Origin of the sequence: Nocardiopsis trehalosi NBRC 14201 (assembly GCF_001552555.1) — a bacterium.
Lineage (GTDB): Bacteria > Actinomycetota > Actinomycetes > Streptosporangiales > Streptosporangiaceae > Nocardiopsis_B > Nocardiopsis_B trehalosi.
Window position 1 is genome coordinate 1 of record NZ_BCRK01000101.1, and the last position, 22,584, is coordinate 22,584.

Genomic DNA, 22,584 nt, shown 5'->3' on the forward strand with positions numbered 1-22,584 from the left:
ACCAGCCCGCCACCGCCGCCCTGGAACGCCGGCGGCGCGCTGTGGCGCCCGCCCTCGGCCGGGTCCCACACGTGGAACTCCCCGCTCTGCGGGTCGGGGGCGTAGAGCGGCGGCAGCCGGTCGAGCTTGCCGGCGGGCAGGTGGAAGCCGGTGTCGTCCATGCCCAGCGGGTCCAGGACGCGTTCGCGCAGGAACTCCTCGAACGGCCGGCCGGTGACCCGGGAGACGAGCACGCCGAGCAGGTCGCTGGCGATGTGGTACTGCCACCGCTCCCCGGGCTGGTGCATCAGCGGCAGCTCGCCGAGGCGGCGCATCCACTCGTCGGGCTCGGGCATCGGCTCCGGCAGGTCGGGGGTGATGCCCTGCGCGAAGACCGCGTTCATGATCGGGGTGCCGAGCGACGTCTGGTCCATGCCGAGCCCGAACGTGGACGACAGCACGTCCCGCACGGTGATCGGCCGGCGCGCCGGCACGGTGTCGTCGAGGGGGCCGTCGATCCGCTTCAGCACCCGCCGGTCGGCGAGTTCGGGCAGCCACTCCTGGACCGTGTCGTCCAGGCGCAGCCGGCACTCGTCCAGCAGCACCATCCCGGCCGCGACCGTGACGGGCTTGGAGGTGGAGGCCATGCGGAAGATGGTGTCGCGGGCCATCGGGGCGCCGCCGTCGTGGCGCATGGTGCCCAGCGCCTCGACGTGGGTCTGCCCGCCCCGGCCGACCAGGGCGACGACGCCGGGGATCCGCCCGGAGTCGACGTGCCGCTCCAGCACGTCGTGCAGTCGCCGCAGTCCGGCCTTGGTGAAGCCGCGGTTGCCGGTGTCCATCGTGTATCTCCTCGTGAGTGGTCGATCGGGTCCGCCCCGGTGCGGCGCTCGGCGCCTTCGCGCACCGGTGGGGAGGTCAAGGGGGTGGGGGTGGGGTGGCGGGGCCGTGCGGTTACGGGGCCGCGGTCGGCTAGAGGCTGCGGGCGGAGATGTCGCCCTGGACGGTGGTGGCGCGGATGTCGAGCGCCGGGGTGCCGCTGTTGACCAGGGCGTTGCTCACGCGGCCGTGGTCGGTGCCGGCGTCGAGGGTGGCCGAGGTGCCCGCGGCGGCGGCGACCGCGATGTCGCCGGCCTGGGTGCTCAGGGTGAGCGTGCCGCGCACCGCCTCGGCGATGCGGATGTCGCCGCGCATGGTGCTGATCTCGGCGGAGCCGTCCAGCCGGCCGACCTCGACGTCGCCTTCGAGCGCCGTGAGGCGCAGGCTCGCGGCCTCGGCGATCTCGATGCTGTGGTACGCGCCCTCGAAGGCCACGTCACCGAGGCGGCCGACGCCGCGCAGTTCGGCGGCGGTGGCCGTGGCCTGGACGGCCGAGCCGGCCGGGAGCCGGACCGTGACCGCCACGGACCCGGGGCGCGAGACGCGGTTCGCGGGTGCGGGGGTGACGACGCGCAGGACGCCGTCGGCGTAGTCGACGCTGGTCTGCTCGGCGGCCGCGGCGTCGCGGGACGTCCCGGCGTCGGCCGGCCGGACCTCGACCGTGGTGTCGGCGCGGTCGGCGGCGATGAACTCGACGCGCCCGGCGGGCAGCTCCAGCACGGCGGTGATGGGGGCGGGGGTGGTGAAGGTCTGCATGGTGTCCTCCGGGGGGCTTCTCTGTTTCCGACAACGCAAACGCTACGTTGCTTTCCATATGCATGCAACACGATCATTGCGAGTGTTCGGCGAAAAGCCAGTTCAGAGGCTGATAATCATTGCGTTGGGGGAGAATTCAACGCAACGATCGCCGAATGGGTGTTGCAATGAATCGAAAGTGAACGCTCCGGCGGGCGGCGCGGGGGGCTCCGGCGGCACGCTCCCGTTCCCCGGGCGGGCGCCGGGCGCCGGGCGTCGGGGGCGGCGCGGCGCCACCGGGGACGCGCCTCGCCCCGGGCGGGTGGCCGCGCTCAGATCCAGCCGTGCTCGGCGGCGACGCGCGCGGCCTCGTGCCGGTTCGCGGTGCCGAGCTTGGCGATGGCGGCCGCGAGGTGGTTGCGCACGGTCCCCCGGGAGAGCGAGACCCGCCGGGCGATCTCGTCGACGGGCGCGCCGTCGCGCGCCAGGGCGAGGACGTCGGCCTCGCGCGGGCTCAGCGGGGAGTCGCCCGCGCTGATCGCCTCGGCCGCCAGCTCGGGGTCGACGTAGCGGCCGCCGGCCGCGACCTTGCGCACGACATCGGCGAACGCGCGGGAGGACACCGTCTTGGGCAGGAAGCCGCGCACACCCGCGGCGAGGGCCGACTTCAGGTAGCCCGGCCGCCCGTGCGAGGTCACGATGACGCAGCGGCAGTCCGGCAACTCGGCCGCCAGCCGCCGGGCCACCTCGATGCCGTCGGGGCCGGGCAGCTGCAGGTCGAGCAGCGCCACGTCGGGGCGGACCCGCAGGGCGGTGGCGAGCGCCTCGTCGCCCGACGCCGCCCGCCCCACGACCTCGAACCCGTCCTCCAGGTCGAGCAGCCCGGCGATGGCGTCGCGGATGAGGTGTTCGTCGTCGGCGACCAGGATGCGCGTCATGCGGGGGCGTCCTTCCGGAGCGGGACCGTGGCTTCGAGCAGGAACCAGTCTCCGTCGCGGTGCGCGGTGACGCGCCCGCCGAGCGCGCGGATGCGCTCCGTCATCGAGCGCAGGCCCGTGCCCCCGCCGGCGCCGGGCGCGGCGTGCCCGGCGGCCGCGCCGGTCCGCGCGGGGCCGGGGGCGCCGTCGTTGGCGATCGTCAGGAGCACTTCACCGTCCTCGTGGGCGGTGGCGAGCGTGACCCGGGTCGCCTCCGAGTGGCGCAGCAGGTTCGTGACGCCCTCGCGGACGACCCACGCGAACGCCTCCGCGCACTCCTCGGGCACGGGGTCGCCGGTCACCGTGCAGCGGATGCCCGCGGACTCCAGCAGCGACCGCGCGCCCGACACCTCGCTGTCCCACGTCGTGCGGAGTTCACCGCGCACCACGCGGCGCACCTCGGTCCCCGCCGTCTCGGCGAGCCGCCGGACCTCGGTGATCTCATCGGCGGCCCGTCCGTCGTGGCCGCGCCGGACGAGCTCCGACGCCAGCGAGCTCTTGACCGCGATCGTCGCCAGGGTCCGGCCGAACACGTCGTGCAGGTCGCGCGAGATGCGCAGCCGCTCGTTGGCGAGCGCGAGCGCGGCGCGGGTCTCGTGCGCCGCCTGGAGTTCGAGCAGCACCCTCAGCATCCACGCGCTCGACCAGCACAGCCACAGGACCAGGGTGATCATCCCCGTCCCGACCAGCAGGGGCACGAGGTCGGTGACGCCCACGAACGGAACGGTGAGGGCGACGGCCGCCGCGTTGAGCACCAGCACCCGACGGGTGTCCAAGGCCGGTACGAGGCTCGCGGCGGCCGAGCCGATCGCCGCGGCGACCGTCAGGCCCATCGCGGGGAGCGGGAGCGGGTGGGCCACGGCGATGAAGGCCGCCAGGACCAGCCCCCACGCGGCGGCGCCGCCGAGGGGCAACGGCCGCGCGCGCCCGACCACGGCGTCCATGCCCCACTTGGTGGCGAGCATGTTCCCGATGACGAGGGCGACGGCCAGCACCCCCGCCGCGATCAGAGCGGCGCGGGGCGCCCCGGTGAGCCGGTCGGCCTCGACGGCGCTCCGGAGGAGGGTGCCGACCGGGAGTGAGACGGCCACGTAGGTGGACCAGCGGACGTAGGTCTCGAACCTGCGTGCGCCCACCGGCCGCGGATCGCTCATGCCCGCCATTGTCCCCGCACACACCGCCCTCTCACACCCGCCCGGCCGGCGCGTACCCGGGCGCCCGCACCGCCGGGGCTCCGGAGGCCGGACGGGGAGCCGGCGGGGGAGGGGAGAGGCCGTGGTCGGGATCCATACCCCGAACCTAGAACGGATCCGGCCCGTGACCGGGTGCCGCGGGTCACGAATCCCCTCCGCGTCCCGCACGGGCCGGGCATGACACATGTCATGGCCCGGAGGCGGTGGCCCCGCACGCCCGGCGGGTCGGCCCCGAACGGCACGGGGGCGCCCCCGCGGGTGCGGGGCGGCGCCGGGCGGGGGTCAGTGGTCGGTCGGCTGGGGCGCTGGCGGGGCGGTGCCGGCGGCGCCGGTGGTGCCGTACTCGCCGGCCGCCCAGGACGCGAGCAGCTGCATCCGCTCGGCGGACGCGGACCCGGGCTCGGCGGTGTAGATCGTGAGGGTCAGCCCGGGCTCGGCCTCCATCTCCAGCCCTTCGTAGGCGAGGGTCATCTCGCCCACGATCGGGTGGCGGAACGTCTTGAAGCCGGTGCCGTGGCGGCGGACGTTGTGGGCGCCCCACCGGCGGCGGAACTCGTCGCTGCGGGTGCCGAGTTCGCCGATGAGGTCGTGCAGCTCCTTGTTGTGCGGGTCGCGGCCGGCCTCGGTGCGCAGGATCTCCACGGTGGCCTCGGCGAACATCTCCCAGTCCGGGTAGAAGTCGCGGGCCCGCTCGTCCAGGAACGTGAACCGGGCGTTGTTGGGCGGCTGCCCCGGCCCGTCGAACACGTCCTTGTAGAACGCCCGGGCCAGCGTGTTCACCGCGAGGATGTCCATGCGCCCGTTGCGCACGAACGCGGGCCCGGCGGTCACCGCGTCGAGCGTCCACTGGAGGCTGGGGTGCGGGGTCCAGCACTTCGGGTTGCGGCGCTTGCGCGGCCGGGCGACGGGGCTGGCGGCGTGGGCGAGGTCGAACAGGTGCGCGCGCTCGGCGTCGTCCAGGCGCAGGGCCCGGGCGATGCTCTCCAGCACCTCCGGTGAGGCGCCGCTGATGCCCCCGCGCTCCAGCCGGGTGTAGTACTCCACGCTCACCCCGGCCAGGGTGGCGACCTCGCTGCGCCGCAGGCCCGCCACCCGCCGGTTCGATCCGGCGGGCAGTCCGACCTGGTCCGGGGTCACGCGGGCCCTGCGCGTCGTGAGGAACTCCCGGACCTCCGCTCGGTTGTCCATGCCTCCACGGTATGCCGGGGAGGTGGTGCGAAGGAGTCCCTGCGGGTACCCCCATCAGCCGGGACTCCCTTGATCGAGGCGCACGTGGTGTCGTGGACGGGTTGCAAGATCCGAGTGGAGGAGGACCATGCGCGCTGTCGTGATGCACGCACCCCGCGACGTCCGCGTCGAGGACGTGGCCGCGCCGGAGATCGTCGAGCCGACGGACGCGGTCATCCGCGTCACCGCCGCCTGCATCTGCGGTTCCGACCTCTGGCCCTACCGGGGCGTCGCGGAACTCGGCGGGCCGACGCGGATGGGGCACGAGTACATCGGCGTCGTCGAGCGGATCGGAGACGGGGTCCGCGACATCGGGGTCGGCGACTTCGTCGTCGGGTCGTTCGTCGCCTCCGACAACACCTGCGAGATCTGCCGGGCCGGCTACCAGTCCCGGTGCGTCCACCAGGTCATGATGGGCGCGATCGGCACCCAGGCCGAGTACGCCCGCATCCCGCACGCCGACGGCACCCTCGTGAAGGTGCCCGGCGAGCCCACCCCGGCGCAGGCCCGCAGCCTGCTGGCGGCCTCCGACGTGCTGGGCACCGGCTGGTTCGCCGCCGTCGCGGCCGAGGCGGGGCCGGGCAAGACCGTCGCCGTGGTCGGCGACGGCGCGGTCGGGCTGCTCGGCGTCCTGGCCGCCCGGCGCCTGGGCGCCGAGCGCGTCATCGCCATGTCGCGCCACGCCGACCGGCAGGCGCTGGCCCGGCGGTTCGGCGCCACCGACGTCGTCGAGGAGCGCGGCGAGGCGGGCGTGGCCAGGATCAAGGAGCTGACCGGCGGGTACGGCGCGCACTCCACCATCGAGGCAGTCGGCACCCAGGAGTCCATGACGCAGGCCATCGGCGCCACCCGGCCCGGCGGGCACGTCGGCTACGTGGGCGTCGCGCACGGGGTGGAGCTGGACGGCCTGGAGCTGTTCTTCGCCACCGTGAACCTGCTCGGCGGCCCCGCGCCTGTGCGCCGCTTCCTGCCCGATCTGGTCGACCTGATCATGACCGACCGGATCGACCCGGGCGCCGTGTTCGACCTCACCCTGCCCATCGAGGAGGCGGCCGAGGGCTACCGGGCGATGGACGAGCGCCGTGCCACCAAGGTGCTGCTCACCCTCTGACCCGGACCCGTCGGCGGGCGCCCCGGGGTCCGCCCCGGGGGCCCGCCCATGACCGGCGCCGTCCGATTTGCGTATCTCGCGGGGAGACTGAATCATGTGGTGGTGAAAACCGTTTTCATCGCCACATGAGAGGGCGGTCTCCGTGCCATCCACCGGTGCGCCGCCAGGTGCCCCCACGCTCGCGGCGCCGGACGCGACCGCCGACCCCGGCGCGGCGCGCCCGCCCCGCCGCCTCGGCGCGTCGGCCGCGACCGCCGTGCTCGTCCCGCTGCTGGCGGTCTCGGTGCTGCTCGCCATCGGCCTGGGGTCGGCCGGCGTCGCCCCCGCCGACACCCTGCGCTACCTGTGGGCGGGGCTCACCGGCGGGACCATCCGCGCCGACGAGGTCCCGACCTACCAGATCGTCTGGCAGCTGCGCACCCCCCGCGTGCTGCTCGCGGCCGTCGTGGGCGCCGGGCTCGGCGCGGTCGGCGTCGCCGTGCAGGCGATGGTGCGCAACCCCCTCGCCGACCCCTACGTCCTCGGGGTGTCCTCGGGCGCCTCGGTGGGCGCGGTCGCGGTCGGCGTCTTCGGACTGCTGAGCGCGCTGGGCGTCTACGCGGTGTCGGCGGGCGCCTTCGCCGGCGCCCTCGCCGCCACCCTCCTCGTCCACCTGCTCGCCCGGTCCCCGCTGGGCACCACCCCCCTGCGCCTGGTCCTCACCGGGGTCGCGCTGTCGTTCGGCTTCCAGGCGGTCATGAGCGCCATCATCTACTTCACCCCCAGCGGCGAGGCCACCAGCGCCGTGCTGTTCTGGTCGATGGGCGGGTTCGGCGCCGCCACCTGGGGGGTCCTGCCGCCGGTCGCCGCCACCGTGGTCGCCGGCGCCCTCGTCCTGCGCGCGCTGGGCCGCCCCCTCGACGCGCTGGCGCTGGGCGACGAGTCCGCCGCCTCACTGGGCGTCGACCCCACCCGGGTGCGCCGGGTGCTGTTCGGCCTGACCGCACTGATGACCGGGGCCATGGTCGCCGTCAGCGGGGCGGTGGGGTTCGTCGGCCTCGTGGTCCCCCACGTGGTGCGCATCCTCGTCGGCGCCGGGCACCGCCGGGTGCTGGCCGTGGCGCCGCTGGTCGGCGCGGTGTTCATGGTGTGGGCCGACCTCGCGGCGCGCGGCCTGGTCGCCCCCCGCGAACTCCCGCTGGGCACCATCACCGCCCTGGTCGGGGTGCCGGTGTTCATCGTGCTGCTGCGCCGCCGCGGCTACCTGTTCGGGAGCCGGTGATGGACCTCCGACTCGACGGCGTCACGGTCGAGGCCGCCGGACGCACCCTGGTCCACGACCTGTCCCTGGACGTCCCCGACGGCGGCGTCGTCGGCCTGGTCGGCCCCAACGGCTCGGGCAAGTCCACCGCGCTGCGCTGCGTCTACCGGGCGCTGCGGCCCACGCGGGGCGCGGTCCTGCTCGGCGGCACCGACACCACCGCGCTGAGCCTGCGCGACAGCGCCCGCTCCGTCGCCGCCCTCACCCAGGAGAACGGGGGCGAACTCGACTTCACCGTCGCCGAGACCGTCGCCCTCGGCCGCACCCCCCACCTGCGCGGCAACGCCCCGCTGAGCGCCCGCGAGCGCGGCCTGTGCCGCGACGCCATGGAGCGCATGGACGTCGCCCACCTGGCCGACCGCGGCGTGCTCACCCTCTCGGGCGGCGAGCGCCAGCGGGTTCTCGTGGCCCGCTGCCTGGTCCAGGAACCCGAGGTCCTGGTCCTGGACGAACCCACCAACCACCTCGACGTCCGCCACCAGGTGGGCCTGCTGTCGCTGCTGCGCGCCACCGGACTGACCGTGCTGCTGGTGCTGCACGACCTCAACCTGGCGGCGGCGGTCTGCGACCGCATCGGCGTCCTGGAGCACGGCCGCCTCGTCGCCGCCGGCACCCCCACCGACATCCTCACCGCGCCCCTGGTCAAGAGGGTCTTCGGCGTCGACGCCGAAGTGGTGGCGCATCCGCGCACCGGCGACCCGCAGCTGCTCTACACCGTGCGCCCCTGAGCACGCCTCCCCGTCCCGGCCGCGCGGCGGCCGGCCGCGCGGAGCGCACCGGCGCCGCCCCCGTCCCCCCAGCACCACCCCCGCCCCCATCGGAAAGGCCGAACCCCCATGACACCGCACACGCCGGCGGCCACCCCGCCCCGCCGTCCGCTCCTCCTCCGCACGGCGGCCTGCGCCCTGGTCGCGACCGTCGCCGCGGCCGGCTGCGGAGCCCAGGTCGAGGGCGGTGCCGAGGACACCCGCACGGTCACCGTCGAACGCTGCGGCGAGGAGGTCACCTACACCACGCCGCAGCGGGCGGTCGCCTACGAGGGCGGCAGCGCCGACAAGCTGTTCGCGCTCGGGCTGACCGACCACGTGCACGGCTACGTCATGCCGCCGGCCAACCCGCCGGTGTCGGAGTCGCCGTGGGCCGAAGAGTACGAGAAGGTCGAGTTCCTCGGCGACGACCTGCTCAACCGCGAACTCGTGGTCGACGCCCGCGCCGACCTCGTCGTCGCCGGCTGGAACTCCGGGTTCAGCGACGAGCGCGGCATCACGCCCGAGATCCTGGACGACCTGGGCATCCAGAGCTTCATGCACACCGAGTCCTGCTACAACTACCCCGGCCACCCGCAGCGGGTCGCCCCGTTCGACGGCCTCTACACCGACCTGGAGCGGCTGGGCGCCATCTTCGGCGTCGAGGACCGCGCGGCGGAGGTCGTGGCCGACCTGCGCGAGCGCGTCGACCGGGTGCGCGAGCAGGCGCCCGAGGGCGACCCGGTCCCGGTCTTCCTCTACGACTCCGGGACCGACCAGCCGTTCACGGCCGCCGCGCAGGTGCCGCCCAACGACATCATCCGCTTCGCCGGGGGCCGCAACATCTTCGCGGACCTCGACGAGCGCTGGACCCAGGTCGGCTGGGAGGCCGTCGTCGAGGCCGAACCCGAGGTCATCGTCATCCTCGACTACGGCGACCAGTCCGCCGAGGAGAAGATCGAGTTCCTGAAGTCCTCCCCGGCCACGGCCGAGCTGCCCGCGGTGCGGGAGGACAACTTCTTCGTCCTGGACTACAACGAAGGCATCTCCAGCCCGCGCAACGTCGACGGGCTGGAGAAGTTCGCCGAGTACCTGCGCGACCTGGACGCCGCGTAGCCACCGCCCGCACAGCCGGCCGCCCGCCGCCCCGAGCACGTCCGCCGAGGAGGACCGTGTCCCCCCACCCCCGCCCCCCTGCCCCGCCCGGGCGGCCGCTGGTGCGCGACCCCGCGTTCCTGCGCCTGTGGACCGGCACCACAGCGTCCGGCCTGGCCACCTGGGCGCTGCCGTTCATCCTGGGGCTCGCCGTGCTGGACGGCACGCTCACGGCGGGCGGGCTCGGCGCGGCCCTGGCCGCGCGCACGGCCGGGTTCCTCGCGGCGGTGCCCGTCGCGGGGGCGCTGGCCGACCGGCTGTCCCGCCGTCGGGTGGTGACCTGGTCGGGCCTTGCCGCGGCCGGGGCCTCGCCGCTGGTGGCGGTGGGCGCCGCCGAGTCCGCCCTGCTGATGGCGGCGGCCGCGGCGGTGGTCGGCGCGGGCCAGGGCGCGTGCCGGCCGGCGTTCCAGGCGCTGACCGCCGAGGTGGTTCCCGAACCGCGCCGCCAGGAGGCCAACGCCGCGCTGACGCTGTCGGTGCGGGTGACCACCCTCGTCGCGCCGGGTGCCACCGCGCTGCTGTCGACCGTGCTGGGCACCGGGGTGCTGGTGGCGGGCACAGCCCTGCTGTGGGCGGCCGCCGCCCTGCTCCCCCCGCGCGGGGCCGACGCGCCCCCGGGCGCGGACGTCACCGGGGCGGCCGGGGCGGCCCGGCCGTCGCTGCTCACCGACCTCGCCGACGGCCTGCGCGAGGCGCGCCGCCACCCGTGGTTCGTCTCCGGGCTGGGCGCGCTCACCGCGGTGATCGCCACCGGGTACTCGGCCACCGGGGTGCTGCTGCCCGTGGTCGGCCGCGACTCCTTCGGCGGCGAGGCCGTCCTGGCGGGCGCGCTGACCGGCTACACCGCCGGGGCCCTCGCGGGGGCCGTGCTCATCGCCCGGTGGCGTCCGCCCTCGGCGGGCTGGGCGGCGCTGGCCGGCCTGGCCCTGTACGGGTTCGCGCCGCTGAGCCTGCTCGTCGCGGCCCACCCCGCCGTCGTGGTGGGCGCCTACGTGCTCGCCGGGATCGGCATCGAACTGTTCAACGTCCCCTGGTTCACCGCCACCCAGCGCGAGGTCGAGCCGTCAAAGCTGGCCCGGGTGTCGTCGCTGGACTTCCTGTTCTCCTACGGCCTGGCCCCGGCGGGCCTGGCGCTCATCGCCCCGGCCGCCGACGCGTTCGGGACGGGGCCGGTCCTGGCCGTGTGCGCGGCCGTGTGCTTCGCCGCCCCCGCCGCCGCCGCGCTCGCCCCGGGCGCCCGGCACTTCCGCCGCGCCCCCGCGGCCGCCCTGGAGGGCGCCCGACCGCGCCGGCACCCTCCCCGGCGGCCACGTAAGCCCCGTGCGCCGGACGAGGCGCGCCAGCGGGCCCGTCCTCCCGGGGGAGGCGCGGCCGCCGGTGCGCCGTCCGGTGTCTAGGCTGGCGCCATGCCCGCACACGTCCGTCTCCGACCGATCACCGAGGACGACCTCCCTCACCTGGAACGCCTGCAGGACCGCGAGGAGGCCGGGCCGTTCGGGTTCTTCGGCTTCCACGACCCCGGACGGCTCCGCAGGGAGTGGGCGGACCGCGGCCTCCTCACCGATGACGGCGGGCGGCTGGCCGTCGCCCATGGGGCGGACGGCCGATTCCTGGGCGAGGTCCAATGGCGGCGGGTGCTGCAGGGGCCGGCGTCGCCCTGCTGGAACATCGGGATCTCACTTCTCGCCGCCGAGCGCGGCAGGGGGTACGGCACGCGTGCTCAGCGCCTGCTCGCGGAGTACCTCTTCGCGCACACCCGGGCGAACCGCGTCGAGGCGAGCACCGATGTGGCGAACACCGCCGAGCAGAAGGCCCTCGAAGGGGCGGGCTTCACCCGGGAGGGCGTCCTGCGCGGCGCCTGCTTCCGGGACGGCGCCTGGCGGGACATGGTCATGTACGCGGTACTCCGCTCCGACGTGCCGCCCGCGCCGTCCGCCGGTCGGTGACGCCTCCCGCTCATCGACGTCGAAGCGGGCCTGCCCATCGGGTGCGGGACGGGTGTCCTCCGCGTGGAGGGACGCGCAGGGCACGGTTGGGGCCTGCGGGTCGATCCCCCGCGTCCGAGTCGGGTACGGCACGCCTTCCCGCTCGGATCGGCCCGGGTCCGCATCCGGCGGAGCCTACGGCGCGGCGGGAAGCCGGACCGTTACGCGGAGACCGCCGGTGGGGCGGGGGGTGAGGTCGAGTGCCCCGTCGTGTGTCCGGACGATGCTGTGCACGATGGCCGGCCCGAGGCCGACACCGGCGTGCGAGACCGCACAGTACGCCCTGCGGCTGGACCGGGTGTCCTCGGTGGACGACGTACTGATCAACGCCGCCGGCGCCGGACCGGCCGCGCTCGCGTCCCACCGCTGGTGGCGCGCTACGGCCAAGGCGCCGGTGTTCTCTCCACCACCGACCGCGTCCCACCTTGATAGATCTGTCTGATGTGCTTGGCCGTTTCCGGGCGGGCCGGGGCTCCGGTCGGGTTGCAGCGGGCGTGTGATTTGTGTGCAAGATAATTGGCGAGTCCCGCCCGGGTGTCTTCGCAGCTCCATGCGGGAATGGGGGCCGAGCGCGTGGCATTGATGCACGAGTGCGTAGGCCGCGACGTGTGAGGACACCCGTCAGCGGTGCCGGATAGCGCGGTAAGAGGAGGTACACGAGGATGGTCGCCCCCGTGTCGTCGCTCGTGACAAAGGGCGTGTCCGAGCCCGTACGCCATCGACCGTCCCCAGGTCAACCGGTGGCGGCGAGGACGTCACGGGTCATTTCCCCGCAGGTGGAAATCGCTGCCGACCAGACCTCCGGTCGGTGAAACCCCGGGTCGCGATGAGCGGCCGGATCCGGTCATGGATTTCTGGTTCCGTTCGGGGCCCGTGTGGTCGAGCATAGGCGGATGACGCGGCCGGGGAGCGGCGGGGGAATAAAAAGGGGGGTAAATGCATCCGGTGGGGCGAATGCCGCTTGACGGCGGCGGAGAAGTCCTGTTCGAAACGGTTGCGCCATTCGACGCCGGTGGGATCGACGGGCCGGTGCCGGCGGGACGGGTGGCCGACGCGCTGCGGGAGATGCCCGCGTCCCTGCAGCAGGGCCTGGCGCCGGTGCGGGAGATGGCGGGCGCGGTGGTGGCCCAGTTGCGCGAGGCGGGGCCGGTGGGGCCGGCGGAGGTCGAGGTGGAGTTCGGGTTGAACCTGTCGGCCCAGGCCGGGGCGGTCATCAGCAAGGGCGGGGTGACGGCGCACCTGAAGGTGCGGGTGCTGTGGAAGGCCGGGTCGGACGCGGACGGGAAGGTCTGAGAAGCGGCCGATGACAGCCGAAGACACACAGCTCATGCAGGCCGACGGCGCCGGTGCCGTCCCGGGCATGGGCGCGGACCTCTCCCGCGGTTCGTGGGGATCGGCTTCGGTGGTGCAGGTCCTGGCCCCGGGCGGGGGCGCGGCCGGGGCGGGCTTCGTGGCCGCAGACGGGCTGGTGGTGACCTGCGCGCACGTCCTGCCCGCCGAGCGCGCCCCCGAAGACTGGGTGCGGGTGTGCTTCCCCCGGCTGGAGGGGGCACCGGTGGTCGCCGCACGGGTCGAGGTCGTGGACCCGGCGGCCGACGTCGCGGCGCTGCGGCTGGAATCGATGCCCCAGGGCGCCGCCGTGGTGGGGTTGGGGTCGGCGTCGGGGTGCGGCGGGCACCGGGTGTCCTCCTACGGGTTCCCCGCGCAGGCCCCCCGGCGCGGGCACTTCGGCTACGGCACCGCCGGCGGCCTGCTGCCCGACGGCGGAGGGGGCGGCCTGCTGCAGTTGACGGGCGCCAACGACCTCACCACCGGGTTCAGCGGCGGGCCCGTCATGGACGAGGTGACGCACCTGGTCATCGGCATGGTCACCGCGATCACCGCCCCGGACGGGCACCGGCGCGGGACGGGCATCGCCTACGCCACCCCCGCCGAGGTGCTGCGCGAGATCGTGCCGGGGTTGGCCGAGCTGCAGGTCGCCCCCTACCGGGGGCTGGAGCCCTTCACCACAGGCGACGCCCGCTGGTTCCACGGCCGCCGGGAGGTGGTCGACGCCGTGGTGGACAAGATGCGCCGCCACCGGCTGGTGCTGCTGCTGGGGCCCTCCGGGGCGGGCAAGTCCTCGCTGGTGCAGGCCGGGGTCGTGCCGGCACTGGCGGACGGCGGACTGCCGGGCAGCGACCGGTGGCTGCCCGTGGTGGTGCGGCCGGGCCGCGACCTGGTCGCGGCCCTGGAGGAGGCGGATCTGCCCGTGACCGCATCCGGGGGGCTCGGCCCGGCGGTGGACCGGCGGCTGGCCGACGAACCCGGCCGCGACCGGGTGGTGCTGGTCGTCGACCAGTTCGAGGAACTCCTCACCCACCGACCCGGCACCCCCGAAGGCGGACGCCGTCCGCCATCGTCGCCCTCCGGCGACGCGCCCGCGGACGCCGGCGCCTCAACCACGACGACGGCGGCGGCCGAGCAGACCGGTGCCGAGCGGGGGGCGGCCTTCGCCGAGGAGTTGGCCGCGGCGGTCGAGGCCGATGCCCGGCTCAGCGTGGTCCTGGTGATGCGCAACGACTTCTACCCGCGCCTGGCCGAGGCGCATCCCGGGCTGCTGCAGGCGGCCGTCCCCGGCTCGGTGAACATCCCCGCCCAGCTCACCGCGGCCGAGCTGCGCGCCATCATCACCCGGCCCGCCCTCGACGCCGGGGCCCGCCTGGAGGACGGGCTGTGTGAACGCATCATCGCCGACCTGCGCGACGCCGACCCCGACCGCCGCACCTCCGCGACCCTGCTGCCGCCGCTCCAGCTCGCCCTGGCCCACCTGTGGGAGCGCCGCACCGATGGCCGCCTGACCCACGACGCCTACCAGCGCATCGGAGCGGTGACCGGGAGCCTGGCGGCCTGGTGCAACAGCGCCGTCCACAAGCTGCCCCCCTCCCGCCGGCCGGTGGCCCAGCGCCTTCTGTCCGCCCTGGTCCGCCCCGCTGATGAAGCCCTCGGTATTCCGGCCACCCGCCAGCAGGTGCCGCTGGCCCGGTTGGCCGCCCTGGCCGCCGGCGCCCCCGGTGGCCGGGAGGCACCCGGGGAGGTCTTCGACGAGGTCGTGTCCGCCTTGAGCCGGGACCGCATCATCATCACCGCCACCCGGCCGCACAGCGGCGGCCGTCCCGGCGAGCCGGTGGCGGAGCTGATCCACGACGCGCTCCTCCGCGACTGGGGCGAACTGCGGGAGTGGGCGAGCCGCGACCAGCGCTTCCAAGTGTGGCTGCACCGCACCACCGAGCACGCCCGCCGCCACGCCCACAGCGGGGTGCCCGCGGACCTGCTGGCCGGCACCGCTCTGGCCGAGGCCCTCGACTGGGCCCGCCAGCGCGAGATGCCCGCCGATATCACCGCGTTCCTGACCGCCAGCCGGCACCACGAGCAGGCCACCGTCCGCCGCTCGCGGCGCCTCAACACCGTCCTGGCGGGCCTGCTGTCCCTGGCGCTGGTGGCCACCGGCCTGGCGGCATGGCAGTGGCAAAGCGCGGTGCAGGCACAGCGTCTGGCGCAGTCCCGCCAGCTCGCGGCCCAGTCCGAGGCGTTGGCGGAAACCAGCCCCGACCTGGCGTCCCTGCTGGCCGTCCAGGCCTACCGCCTGTCCCCGACCCTTGAGGCCCGCGCAAGCGTTTTCAGCGCGGCCGACCGTGGTCTCACGCAACGCCTCAGCGGTCACGAGAGCCCGGTGGACGGGGTGGCGATCAGTCCGGATGGGGAGCGGGTAGCCGGTGCGAGCACTGATGGGACGGTGCGGTTGTGGGATACCGCCACCGGCCAGGAGGTCCACACCCTCAAGGGTCATGACAATGGGGTAAACGGGGTGGCGTTCAGCCCCGATGGCCAGATCCTGGCCAGTGCGAGCGACGACGAAACCGTTCGCTTGTGGGATACCGAAACCGGTGACGAGCTACGCGTTCTGCGTGGCCACGAGGACTGGGTGAACGGGGTGGCGTTCAGCCCGGATGGTGAGCGGGTGGTCAGTTCGGGGTTTGATGGAGCGGTGCGGTTGTGGGATACCGGCACTGGGGAAGAGGTTCGCACCCTTGAGGGCCACAAGGGCTCGGTATTGGGGGTGGCATTCAGTCGGGATGGTGAGCGGCTGGCCAGTGGGGGTGAGGATGAGGTGGTGCGGTTGTGGGATACCGGCACCGGTCGGGAGATCCGCGCCCTCAAGGGCCACGAGGGCCCGGTGTACGGGGTGGCATTCAGCCCGGATGGGGAGTGGTTGGCCAGTGCGGGTGACGATGGGGTGGTGCATTTGTGGGATGCCGGCACCGGTGATGAGGTCGACACTCTCAACGGTCACGGCGGCCGCCCGGTTTACGGGGTGGCATTCAGCCCGGATGGGGAGTGGTTGGCCAGTGCGGGTGACGATGGGGTGGTGCATTTGTGGGATGCCGGCACCGGTGATGAGGTCGACACACTCAAGGGCCACGCGGCTCCGGTGAATGGGGTGGCATTCAGCCGCGATGGGGAGCGGCTGGCCAGCGGGAGTGACGACGGCACGGTCGGGGTCTGGGATACCGGCACTGGCCAGGAGCTCACCACCTTTAAGGGCCACGTGGCCTCGGTGTATGGGGTGGCGTTCAGCCGCGATGGGGAACGGGTGGCCAGCGCGGGCATTGATGGCAGAGTGGGGGTGTGGGATACCGGCACTGGCCAGGAGCTCGCCACTTTCAAGGGCCACCACAACCCGGTGTTGGGGGTGGCATTCAGCCGCGACGGGGAGCGGCTGGCCAGTGCGAGTGCCGATTCCACTGTGCGGGTGTGGGATATCAACACCGGCCAGGGAGTCCACACCCTTAAGGGTCATCAAAATGGGGTGAACCGGGTTGCGTACAGCCCCGATGGGCAAATCCTGGCCAGTGCGAGTGACGATTGGACGGTGCGGTTGTGGGATACCGAAACCGGCGAGGAGGTCGACACACTCAAGGGCCACGAGAACCCGGTGTACGGGGTGGCATTCAGCCCGGACGGGGAGCGGGTGGTCAGTGCGGGCTACGATTGGACGGTGCGGTTGTGGGATACCGGCGCCGGCGAGGAGGTTCGCACTCTCGAGGGCCACGAGGGCTTGGTGTTGGGGATGGCGTTCAGTTGGGATGGGGAGCAGTTGGCCAGTGTGAGTGACGATGGGACGGTGCGGGTGTGGAATACCGACACCGGCCAGGAGATCGCCACCGTCAACGGTTTCGGGGGCCCGGTGAACGGGGTGGCGTTCAGTCCGAATGGGGAACGGCTGGCCATCGCGAATGATGATGAGCAGGTGGGAGTGTGGGACACCGAAACCGGCCTGCGGCGTCTCACTCTCATCGGCCACGAGGGCCCGGTGTACGGGGTGGCGTTCAGCCCCGATGGGCAGACGCTGGCCAGTGCGAGTAAAGATGGTACGGTGCGGTTATGGAGAGTGGCGCTTCCCAATTTGAACGAGGCCGTGAACCAGATCTGCCAAGCACTCGACCGTGACTTCACCACCGGTGAACGCGCGCAGTACCTGCGGGAAATCCCGGACTCAGACGAGCCGGTGTGCCCGGCATGACCTCCGCCATCTATGCCCGCCACGGCCGACCTCTGCACCCACCGAACGGTGGACCCGTGCGTCTCCCTGCTCGCGCGGGCGCGAGAATTTCCGGCCTCCTCTGGGTCGAGGCGTGAACGGCACGCCATAGGAGCCGACCGCGGCCCGTAGGGCGATCGCCGACCGCGTCGGCGCAGCCGTCGCCATTTCCCAGCCGGTGGGAGCAGGTGGAATCCTCCATCTTGTGCCCTCAGTCGGGGCCTGCGGAACGATTTCCTGCATGCGGGTAAGGTACGGCATGCTTTCCCGACCAGCCGCGTCCGCAACGCCTGGAAAAGGGAATTTTCAGAACCTTCAACCCACCGGTATCTCCGCTGGGCGGTGGCCAGAGAGAACGCAGAAAGTCGGTGAGCCGGAAGTCTTTCGCAGATCTTCCTGCTTTCCTTGATATCCGCAGTCGACGGCAGACGGATTCCTCTCACCGTGATCGGCGCGAAAGACCAGCCGTGGAGCCATCGGCACGAGAGCGCCGAAGACGCTGATGCATCGGTCAAGGCCGAGCAGTCGGACCAACACGCTGCTGAAGTCGGCGCACGTGCCCCTCGCGCCTCGTGGCGGAAGCTTCGTGTTGCGTTCGAAGGGGATCGATCGGGCGGAGGGGTGGCTCAATAGCCCTTGGGACATACGTGTCGCGGTTGTCGTCGTGCCCGCGGACAGGCCGCGGGCGGCCGCTCCCCGGCAGGGCAATGCGCTCGCACCGTGGGCAATACAGGTGTATAGTCGGGAGTCATGGGATCGATCCTCGGCGCCGGCGACCGGCCGAACGAAGACCTCACGGCACGGGCGCGCATCAGGGACGCCGCGCTGGTGCAGTTCGCCGAGCACGGCGCCAAAGGGGCCACCCTGCGGGGGATCGCCGAGGCGGCCGGGGTCTCCCTGGGGCTGGTGCAGCACCACTTCCGGTCCAAGGAGGCGCTGCGCCAGGCCTGCGACGACGCGGTGGTCGACGCCTTCCGCCACCGGCTGACGCGCGCCGCCGCGGAAGGCGACCTGGGCGAGCCGGGCTTCATGGCCGACCTGTACGGCACGAGCGGCCTGCTGCTGCGCTACCTCGCCCGGGCCATGGTCGACGGCTCGCCCGCCGCGTCGGCCGTCTTCGACGAACTCACCGCCGGCGCGGAGGACTTCCTCAGCCGGACGTGGCCGCAGCGCTTTCCGCCCGGCTCGGCGCGGGTCCGCGACGCGGCGTCGGTGATGGCGGCCATGCACAGCGGCACGATCGTGCTCCACGGCCACCTCGCCAGGCGCCTGGGCGTCGACCCGCTCGACCGCGAGCACGCCGCCCGGATCGGCACGGCGATGCTCGACCTGTACGCGTCGCTGGGCGAGTTCGCCACCTCACCCACCGGGGAGCGGATACGCGCGTCCGCCGCCGGCCACCCCTGCGACCCGGGAGGGCGGCAGTGAAGACGCACGGCATCGACCACCTCACCCCCGTCCAGAAGACCCTGATGATCACCCTGAAGGGCCGGGCGCTCGACAGCCGGTCGGCGCGCCCCATCCTGAGCGACCCGCTGGCCGCCGCCCTCCTGGACCGGCTGGACTACGACACCGACACGGTGAGGCTGGGTCCGGGCGTGCAGATCGGCATCGCCATTCGGACCGGCATCCTCGACCGCGCCGTCGACGCGTTCGTCCGCGCCCACCCCGACGCCGTCGTCGTCGAGCTCGGCTGCGGTCTGGAGACCCGCATGTTCCGCATCGATCCGCCCGCCACGGTGGACTGGTACGACGTCGACTTCCCCGAGGTGGTCGCCCTGCGCGAGGAACTGCTGCCGCACCGCGCCAACGCCCACTCCATCGGCCGCTCGGCCCTCGACCCCCGCTGGACCGACACCATCCCCCCGGACCGGCCGACGGTCGTCGTGGGGGACGGGTTCTTCGGGTTCCTCACCGAGGAGCAGAACAGGCGTGTGCTGGCGCGGATCACCGACCACTTCGCGCGCGGCGAGCTGGTGGCCAACGCCTACACCAGGATCGCCGCCCGTATGGCCGCTTCCTACACCGGTTCGGTCGGCATGCCCAAGGGATTCCGCGCCTTCGGCTTCGACGACCCGCGCCACCTGTCCGAGCTCAACCCCCGACTGGCGTTCGTCGGCGAGCAGACCGGCGCCGCCGCCCCCGAGAGCCGACGGCTGCCCGGCCCCTACCGGCTCCTCGCGCGCTGGTTCGCCCGCTGGACGGCCCAGGCCCGGCGCGGCGTCTGGGTGGTCCGCTACCGGTTCTGAGGGAGCGGCCGTGCAGGCGGCCGCATTCGCCATCGGTGCCCGGTGCCGGCGTCGGCGGGGTCGAGGGCCGCCGCCGGGTCGGCACCGGGTGTTGGCACGGGTCACGCCGAATGTATCGCGTGGACGTCCTGCAGGAGGGCTGCGGCCTGGGCGGCGCCGCCTTCGGCGCGGACGTTCCCGCCGAGCGTGCGGGCCCGGGCGGCCATGGCGGCGTCGGCGGCCTCGGCGATCGCCGAGGCCAGGCGTTCGGTCGTCATCGCTTGGCCGCGCAGCGGGGGGACGGCGACGCCGCTCGCGTGGGCCCGGGCGGCCCAGAACGGCTGGTCGCCCCAGAACGGGCAGACGACCTGGGGGCGGCCTGCGGCCAGAGCGGCGCCCGTGGTGCCGCCCCCGCCGTGGTGGACGATCACCGAGCATCGGGGGAACAGCAGGTCGTGCGGGGCGCCGCCGATGAACAGCAGGTCGTCCCCGCTGAGTCCGGCGCCGTCGATGCCGCCCCAGCCCGAGGCGATGACCGCCCGGACGCCCGCGGCGCGCGCCGCGTCGGCCACCATCCGCCCGCTGCGAGCGGGGTCGGCGCTCGGCATGCTGCTGAACCCGATGAACACCGGCGCCGGCCCGCCGCGCAGGAACTCCTCGATGCGGGGGTCGAGGGCGCGCTCGGTCGAGGGCAGGAACCAGAACCCCGTGGTGTGCACGTGGCCGGGGTAGCCGGTGTGCACGGGGAGCAGGTGCCGGCTGAACCCTTGGAGCACCACGGTGGCGGACCCGTCGGCCTGGTGCAGGACGTCGTGGCGGCCCGGGCGCGGCCCCAGGCCCAGCCGCTCGGTGCGCAGGCGGTCGGCGACCGGTGCCAGGGCGCGTACCGACAGGGCCAGGACGCGGTAGGTCGCGCGGTTGAGGGCGCGGGGGACGCGGGCGGCCGGGAAGCCTGCGGCGGGGAACGCCGCCGTGGGGATCCACGTGGGCTGGAGTAGCGCGGGGACCGCGGGCACGCCCAGGTACTCGGCGATGTGGCCGCCGGGCATACCGGGGTGGTGCACCACCAGGTCGGCGCCCTCCTCGGCGGCGTCGGCCATGTCCTCGAAGACCTTGCGCATGAGCGGCTTGATGCGGCGCATCAGCTTCACGGCCTCGACCTTGCCGCGCAGCCCGTGCAGCCCGGTGTCCATGACCCCGCCGAGGTCGGGGTCCGCCATGAGGGCGTTGGGGCCGTCGTCGACCGGGTGGTAGTCCAGGCCGTGCTCGGCCGCCAAGGGGGCGCTCGCGGCGGGGCCCGCCACCAGGGCGTGGTGGCCGGCGGCCCGCAGTTCGCGGGCCAGGGCGAGGAACGGCTGCACGTCGCCGCGGGTGCCGTGGGTGAGCAGCAGGGCTTTCATGCGGACTCCCGGGGGGTGGTGGAGGCGCGGCGGGCGCGGATGTCGTCCCAGGCCCGCAGCCACCGGTCGTCGGTGAACAGGCCGTGGGTGAGCATGTCCAGGCCGATGCGGGAGAAGCGCAGTGTGGCGTCGAGACCGGCGACGTCGGCGCCCATGGCCCGGGAGACGTGGTCGCCGAACGCCATGGGCGCCAGCAGCCAGGCGACGTAGACGGCCGCGCGCGCCCGCGGGTCCTCGTCGGTGGCGCGCACCCACCCCTCGGCCTCGCCTTCGGCCAGCCACGCGGCCGTCGTGGACACCAGGTCGTCGAACAGGTCGGCCGCCGCGGGCGTGCCGTCGAGCAGGGCACGGGCGAGGTAGGTGCGGGCGGGTCCGGCCTGCGCCAGCATCGCCTCCAGGCCGGCGGTGTCGCGGGAGGCCGCGTCGGCGGGTCCGCCCGGGCGGCCGCGGGCCAGCGACACGACGTGGTCGTCGCACGCGCGACGCAGCCCGTCCTTGGAGCCGAAATGGTGGACGACCAGGGCGGGGGAGACCCCGGCGGCGCGGGCGATCGCCTGCATGCTGACGCGTGCGGGCCCCTCGTCCGCGAAGAGGCGCAGGGCCGCGTCGCGGATGCGCGCCTTCGCGGTCAGATCATCGACTGAACTCATGTTCAGCATGCTAAACGTTTGTTCAGTCTGCCGGTGCGGTCTTGACGCATCCCTGACACGCAGGGGCGCGAGGCCGTACCGGGGCCGGGTTTGCCGCCTTCCACCCCCGGATGGGAGACTCGGGGAAGTGGCGCCGTGCGCCTGGTGTGCCGGGAAGCCTGGTCGGCGAAGTCCTCGCCCGACCACGCCCCTGGAGCCCCCACACATGACCTCCCCCTCGCCCGTCCGCCGGGCCATCGACGCCCTGCGCAGCGACACCGTCGGCGGACTGCTGCTCATCGCCGCCGCCGCGATCGCCCTGGCCTGGGCCAACTCGCCCGCCGCGCCCGCCTACGAGGCGCTGCGGTCGCTGGAGTTCGGCCCCGAATCCCTGCACCTGCACCTCCCGTTGCAGGCGTGGGCCGCCGACGGCCTTCTGGCGGTGTTCTTCTTCATCGTCGGCAACGAGCTGAAGCAGGAGTTCGTCCACGGCGAGCTGCGCGACCCGCGCCGCGCCATGCTGCCCATCGCGGCCGCGGTCTGCGGGATGCTGCTCCCCGCCGCGATCTACGCGGCCGTCAACTGGAACAGCCCCGCCACGCTCGGCGGGTGGGGCATCCCCATGGCCACCGACATCGCCTTCGCCCTGGCGGTGCTCGCGGTCGTCGGGCGCGGTCTGCCCCCGGCGCTGCGGACGTTCCTGCTCACCCTCGCCGTCGTCGACGACCTGGGGGCGGTGCTGGTGATCGCCGTGTTCTACACCGACGCGATCGCCCCGGCGCCGCTGGCCGGCGCCCTGGCGGGCCTGGCGCTGTTCGGCTTCCTCCAGCGGGGCCGGGGCGCGGCCGCGGCCCTCAACGCCTCCCGCGTACCGAACTGGGTCGTCTACCTGCCGCTCGCGGCGGCCGTCTGGACCCTGATGCACGCCGGCGGGGTCCACGCCACCATCGCCGGGGTGGCCATGGGCCTGCTCATGCGCACCGGCGCGTCCGCCACCGAGACCGCTTCGCCCAGCCACCGGGTGGAGCACCTCCTGCGGCCGGTCTCCGCCGGGATCGCGCTGCCCGTCTTCGCCTTCCTCTCCGCGGGCGTGGCCTTCGACGGCATCGGCCCCGTGCTCGGCGACCCGGCGGCCGTGGGCATCATGGCCGGGCTGGTCGCGGGCAAGCTCGCCGGCATCCTCGGCGGCTCCTGGATCACCACCAAGGTCACCTCCGCCCACCTCAACCCGGCGCTGCGCTGGATCGACATCGCCGGGGTCTCGCTGCTGGCCGGGATCGGCTTCACCGTCTCCCTGCTCATCACCGAGCTGTCCTTCACCGGCTCCCCGCAGACCCTGGAGCACGCCAAGGCCGGCGTGTTGCTCGCCTCCCTGACGGCCGGTCTGCTCGCCGCCGCGGTCCTGGGCCTCCGCGCCCGGCAGGCCCGCCACACCCCCTGACCCACCCCGCCCACCCCC

The 22,584-nt window shown here is 74.0% G+C and carries 19 protein-coding genes; 12 read left to right on the forward strand and 7 right to left on the reverse strand.

Annotated elements, in window-relative coordinates; translation table 11 throughout:
• The 5 genes from NT8_RS17520 to NT8_RS17540 all read right to left on the reverse strand — a co-directional run.
• Positions 1-821, reverse strand: an 821-nt coding sequence (locus NT8_RS17520) for a serine hydrolase domain-containing protein (RefSeq protein WP_067970751.1), incomplete at its 3' end; no start/stop codon positions are given.
• A 130-nt stretch (positions 822-951) separates the two neighbouring features.
• Positions 952-1,614: a DUF4097 family beta strand repeat-containing protein gene (locus NT8_RS17525; protein ID WP_067970754.1), complete on the reverse strand. Its 663-nt coding sequence runs from the start codon at positions 1,612-1,614 to the stop codon at positions 952-954.
• Positions 1,615-1,925: 311 nt separating this feature from the next.
• Complete coding sequence (locus NT8_RS17530; protein ID WP_067970757.1) at positions 1,926-2,531, reverse strand: response regulator transcription factor; 606 nt, start codon at positions 2,529-2,531, stop codon at positions 1,926-1,928.
• On the reverse strand, positions 2,528-3,724 hold the full coding sequence (locus tag NT8_RS17535; RefSeq protein WP_067970782.1) for a sensor histidine kinase: 1,197 nt from the start codon (positions 3,722-3,724) through the stop codon (positions 2,528-2,530). The genes NT8_RS17530 and NT8_RS17535 overlap by 4 nt, the downstream gene beginning before the upstream one ends.
• 321 nt (positions 3,725-4,045) lie before the next feature.
• Positions 4,046-4,951, reverse strand: a complete 906-nt coding sequence (locus NT8_RS17540) for a helix-turn-helix transcriptional regulator (protein ID WP_067970759.1) — start codon at positions 4,949-4,951, stop codon at positions 4,046-4,048.
• A gap of 127 nt (positions 4,952-5,078) precedes the next feature.
• On the opposite strand from NT8_RS17540, the gene NT8_RS17545 reads away from it, so the two are divergent.
• The 11 genes from NT8_RS17545 (at position 5,079) to NT8_RS17595 (ending at position 19,117) form a co-directional block, all read left to right on the forward strand.
• Positions 5,079-6,101 (forward strand): zinc-dependent alcohol dehydrogenase family protein, encoded by a 1,023-nt coding sequence (locus NT8_RS17545; protein ID WP_067970761.1) that lies wholly within the window; start codon positions 5,079-5,081, stop codon positions 6,099-6,101.
• Between the two features lie 142 nt (positions 6,102-6,243).
• A complete protein-coding gene (locus NT8_RS17550; protein WP_067970764.1) occupies positions 6,244-7,362 on the forward strand; it encodes a FecCD family ABC transporter permease in 1,119 nt (372 codons plus the stop codon).
• Positions 7,362-8,129, forward strand: a complete 768-nt coding sequence (locus NT8_RS17555) for an ABC transporter ATP-binding protein (RefSeq protein ID WP_067970765.1) — start codon at positions 7,362-7,364, stop codon at positions 8,127-8,129. Before NT8_RS17550 ends, NT8_RS17555 begins: the two co-directional genes overlap by 1 nt.
• A 108-nt stretch (positions 8,130-8,237) precedes the next feature.
• Entirely contained in the window at positions 8,238-9,263 is a 1,026-nt protein-coding gene (locus NT8_RS17560) for an ABC transporter substrate-binding protein (protein WP_067970767.1), read from the forward strand.
• A 56-nt stretch (positions 9,264-9,319) separates the two neighbouring features.
• A complete protein-coding gene (locus tag NT8_RS17565) occupies positions 9,320-10,699 on the forward strand; it encodes an MFS transporter (RefSeq protein WP_245646226.1) in 1,380 nt (459 codons plus the stop codon).
• 9 nt (positions 10,700-10,708) lie between these two features.
• Positions 10,709-11,248 carry a GNAT family N-acetyltransferase gene (locus NT8_RS17570; protein WP_067970769.1) on the forward strand — a complete coding sequence of 180 codons (540 nt, stop codon included), beginning with the start codon at positions 10,709-10,711 and terminating at the stop codon, positions 11,246-11,248.
• Positions 11,249-11,522: 274 nt separating this feature from the next.
• Positions 11,523-11,729, forward strand: a complete 207-nt coding sequence (locus NT8_RS29405; RefSeq protein WP_217999218.1) for a hypothetical protein — start codon at positions 11,523-11,525, stop codon at positions 11,727-11,729.
• 512 nt (positions 11,730-12,241) lie between these two features.
• Positions 12,242-12,580 carry a CU044_2847 family protein gene (locus NT8_RS17580; RefSeq protein WP_217999216.1) on the forward strand — a complete coding sequence of 113 codons (339 nt, stop codon included), beginning with the start codon at positions 12,242-12,244 and terminating at the stop codon, positions 12,578-12,580.
• A 10-nt stretch (positions 12,581-12,590) separates the two neighbouring features.
• Positions 12,591-16,850 carry an nSTAND1 domain-containing NTPase gene (locus NT8_RS17585; protein ID WP_067970774.1) on the forward strand — a complete coding sequence of 1,420 codons (4,260 nt, stop codon included), beginning with the start codon at positions 12,591-12,593 and terminating at the stop codon, positions 16,848-16,850.
• 768 nt (positions 16,851-17,618) lie between these two features.
• Positions 17,619-18,296, forward strand: coding sequence for a TetR/AcrR family transcriptional regulator (locus NT8_RS17590; protein ID WP_067970775.1), 678 nt, complete (start codon positions 17,619-17,621; stop codon positions 18,294-18,296).
• Positions 18,293-19,117: a class I SAM-dependent methyltransferase gene (locus NT8_RS17595; RefSeq protein ID WP_084469043.1), complete on the forward strand. Its 825-nt coding sequence runs from the start codon at positions 18,293-18,295 to the stop codon at positions 19,115-19,117. The genes NT8_RS17590 and NT8_RS17595 overlap by 4 nt, the downstream gene beginning before the upstream one ends.
• A gap of 101 nt (positions 19,118-19,218) precedes the next feature.
• Here NT8_RS17595 and NT8_RS17600 read toward each other — a convergent pair whose 3' ends face one another.
• Positions 19,219-20,496, reverse strand: a complete 1,278-nt coding sequence (locus NT8_RS17600; RefSeq protein ID WP_067970777.1) for a glycosyltransferase — start codon at positions 20,494-20,496, stop codon at positions 19,219-19,221.
• A complete protein-coding gene (locus NT8_RS17605) occupies positions 20,493-21,146 on the reverse strand; it encodes a TetR/AcrR family transcriptional regulator (protein WP_067970786.1) in 654 nt (217 codons plus the stop codon). The genes NT8_RS17600 and NT8_RS17605 overlap by 4 nt, the downstream gene beginning before the upstream one ends.
• A 205-nt stretch (positions 21,147-21,351) precedes the next feature.
• Here NT8_RS17605 and nhaA point away from each other — a divergent pair, with 205 nt between their 5' ends.
• Positions 21,352-22,566, forward strand: a complete 1,215-nt coding sequence (gene nhaA, locus NT8_RS17610; RefSeq protein WP_067970779.1) for a Na+/H+ antiporter NhaA — start codon at positions 21,352-21,354, stop codon at positions 22,564-22,566.
• Positions 22,567-22,584: the final 18 nt, after the last annotated feature.

Bases quoted from the DNA above. Each gene is read 5' to 3' on its own strand.
- NT8_RS17525 (WP_067970754.1), bottom strand. From the start codon at position 1,614: ATGCAGACCTTCACCACCCCCGCCCCCATCACCGCCGTGCTGGAGCTG.
- NT8_RS17530 (WP_067970757.1), bottom strand. From the start codon at position 2,531: ATGACGCGCATCCTGGTCGCCGACGACGAACACCTCATCCGCGACGCC.
- NT8_RS17535 (WP_067970782.1), bottom strand. From the start codon at position 3,724: ATGAGCGATCCGCGGCCGGTGGGCGCACGCAGGTTCGAGACCTACGTC.
- NT8_RS17540 (WP_067970759.1), bottom strand. From the start codon at position 4,951: ATGGACAACCGAGCGGAGGTCCGGGAGTTCCTCACGACGCGCAGGGCC.
- NT8_RS17545 (WP_067970761.1), top strand. From the start codon at position 5,079: ATGCGCGCTGTCGTGATGCACGCACCCCGCGACGTCCGCGTCGAGGAC.
- NT8_RS17555 (WP_067970765.1), top strand. From the start codon at position 7,362: ATGGACCTCCGACTCGACGGCGTCACGGTCGAGGCCGCCGGACGCACC.
- NT8_RS17560 (WP_067970767.1), top strand. From the start codon at position 8,238: ATGACACCGCACACGCCGGCGGCCACCCCGCCCCGCCGTCCGCTCCTC.
- NT8_RS17570 (WP_067970769.1), top strand. From the start codon at position 10,709: ATGCCCGCACACGTCCGTCTCCGACCGATCACCGAGGACGACCTCCCT.
- NT8_RS29405 (WP_217999218.1), top strand. From the start codon at position 11,523: ATGGCCGGCCCGAGGCCGACACCGGCGTGCGAGACCGCACAGTACGCC.
- NT8_RS17580 (WP_217999216.1), top strand. From the start codon at position 12,242: ATGCCGCTTGACGGCGGCGGAGAAGTCCTGTTCGAAACGGTTGCGCCA.
- NT8_RS17585 (WP_067970774.1), top strand. From the start codon at position 12,591: ATGACAGCCGAAGACACACAGCTCATGCAGGCCGACGGCGCCGGTGCC.
- NT8_RS17590 (WP_067970775.1), top strand. From the start codon at position 17,619: ATGGGATCGATCCTCGGCGCCGGCGACCGGCCGAACGAAGACCTCACG.
- NT8_RS17600 (WP_067970777.1), bottom strand. From the start codon at position 20,496: ATGAAAGCCCTGCTGCTCACCCACGGCACCCGCGGCGACGTGCAGCCG.
- NT8_RS17605 (WP_067970786.1), bottom strand. From the start codon at position 21,146: ATGAGTTCAGTCGATGATCTGACCGCGAAGGCGCGCATCCGCGACGCG.
- nhaA (WP_067970779.1), top strand. From the start codon at position 21,352: ATGACCTCCCCCTCGCCCGTCCGCCGGGCCATCGACGCCCTGCGCAGC.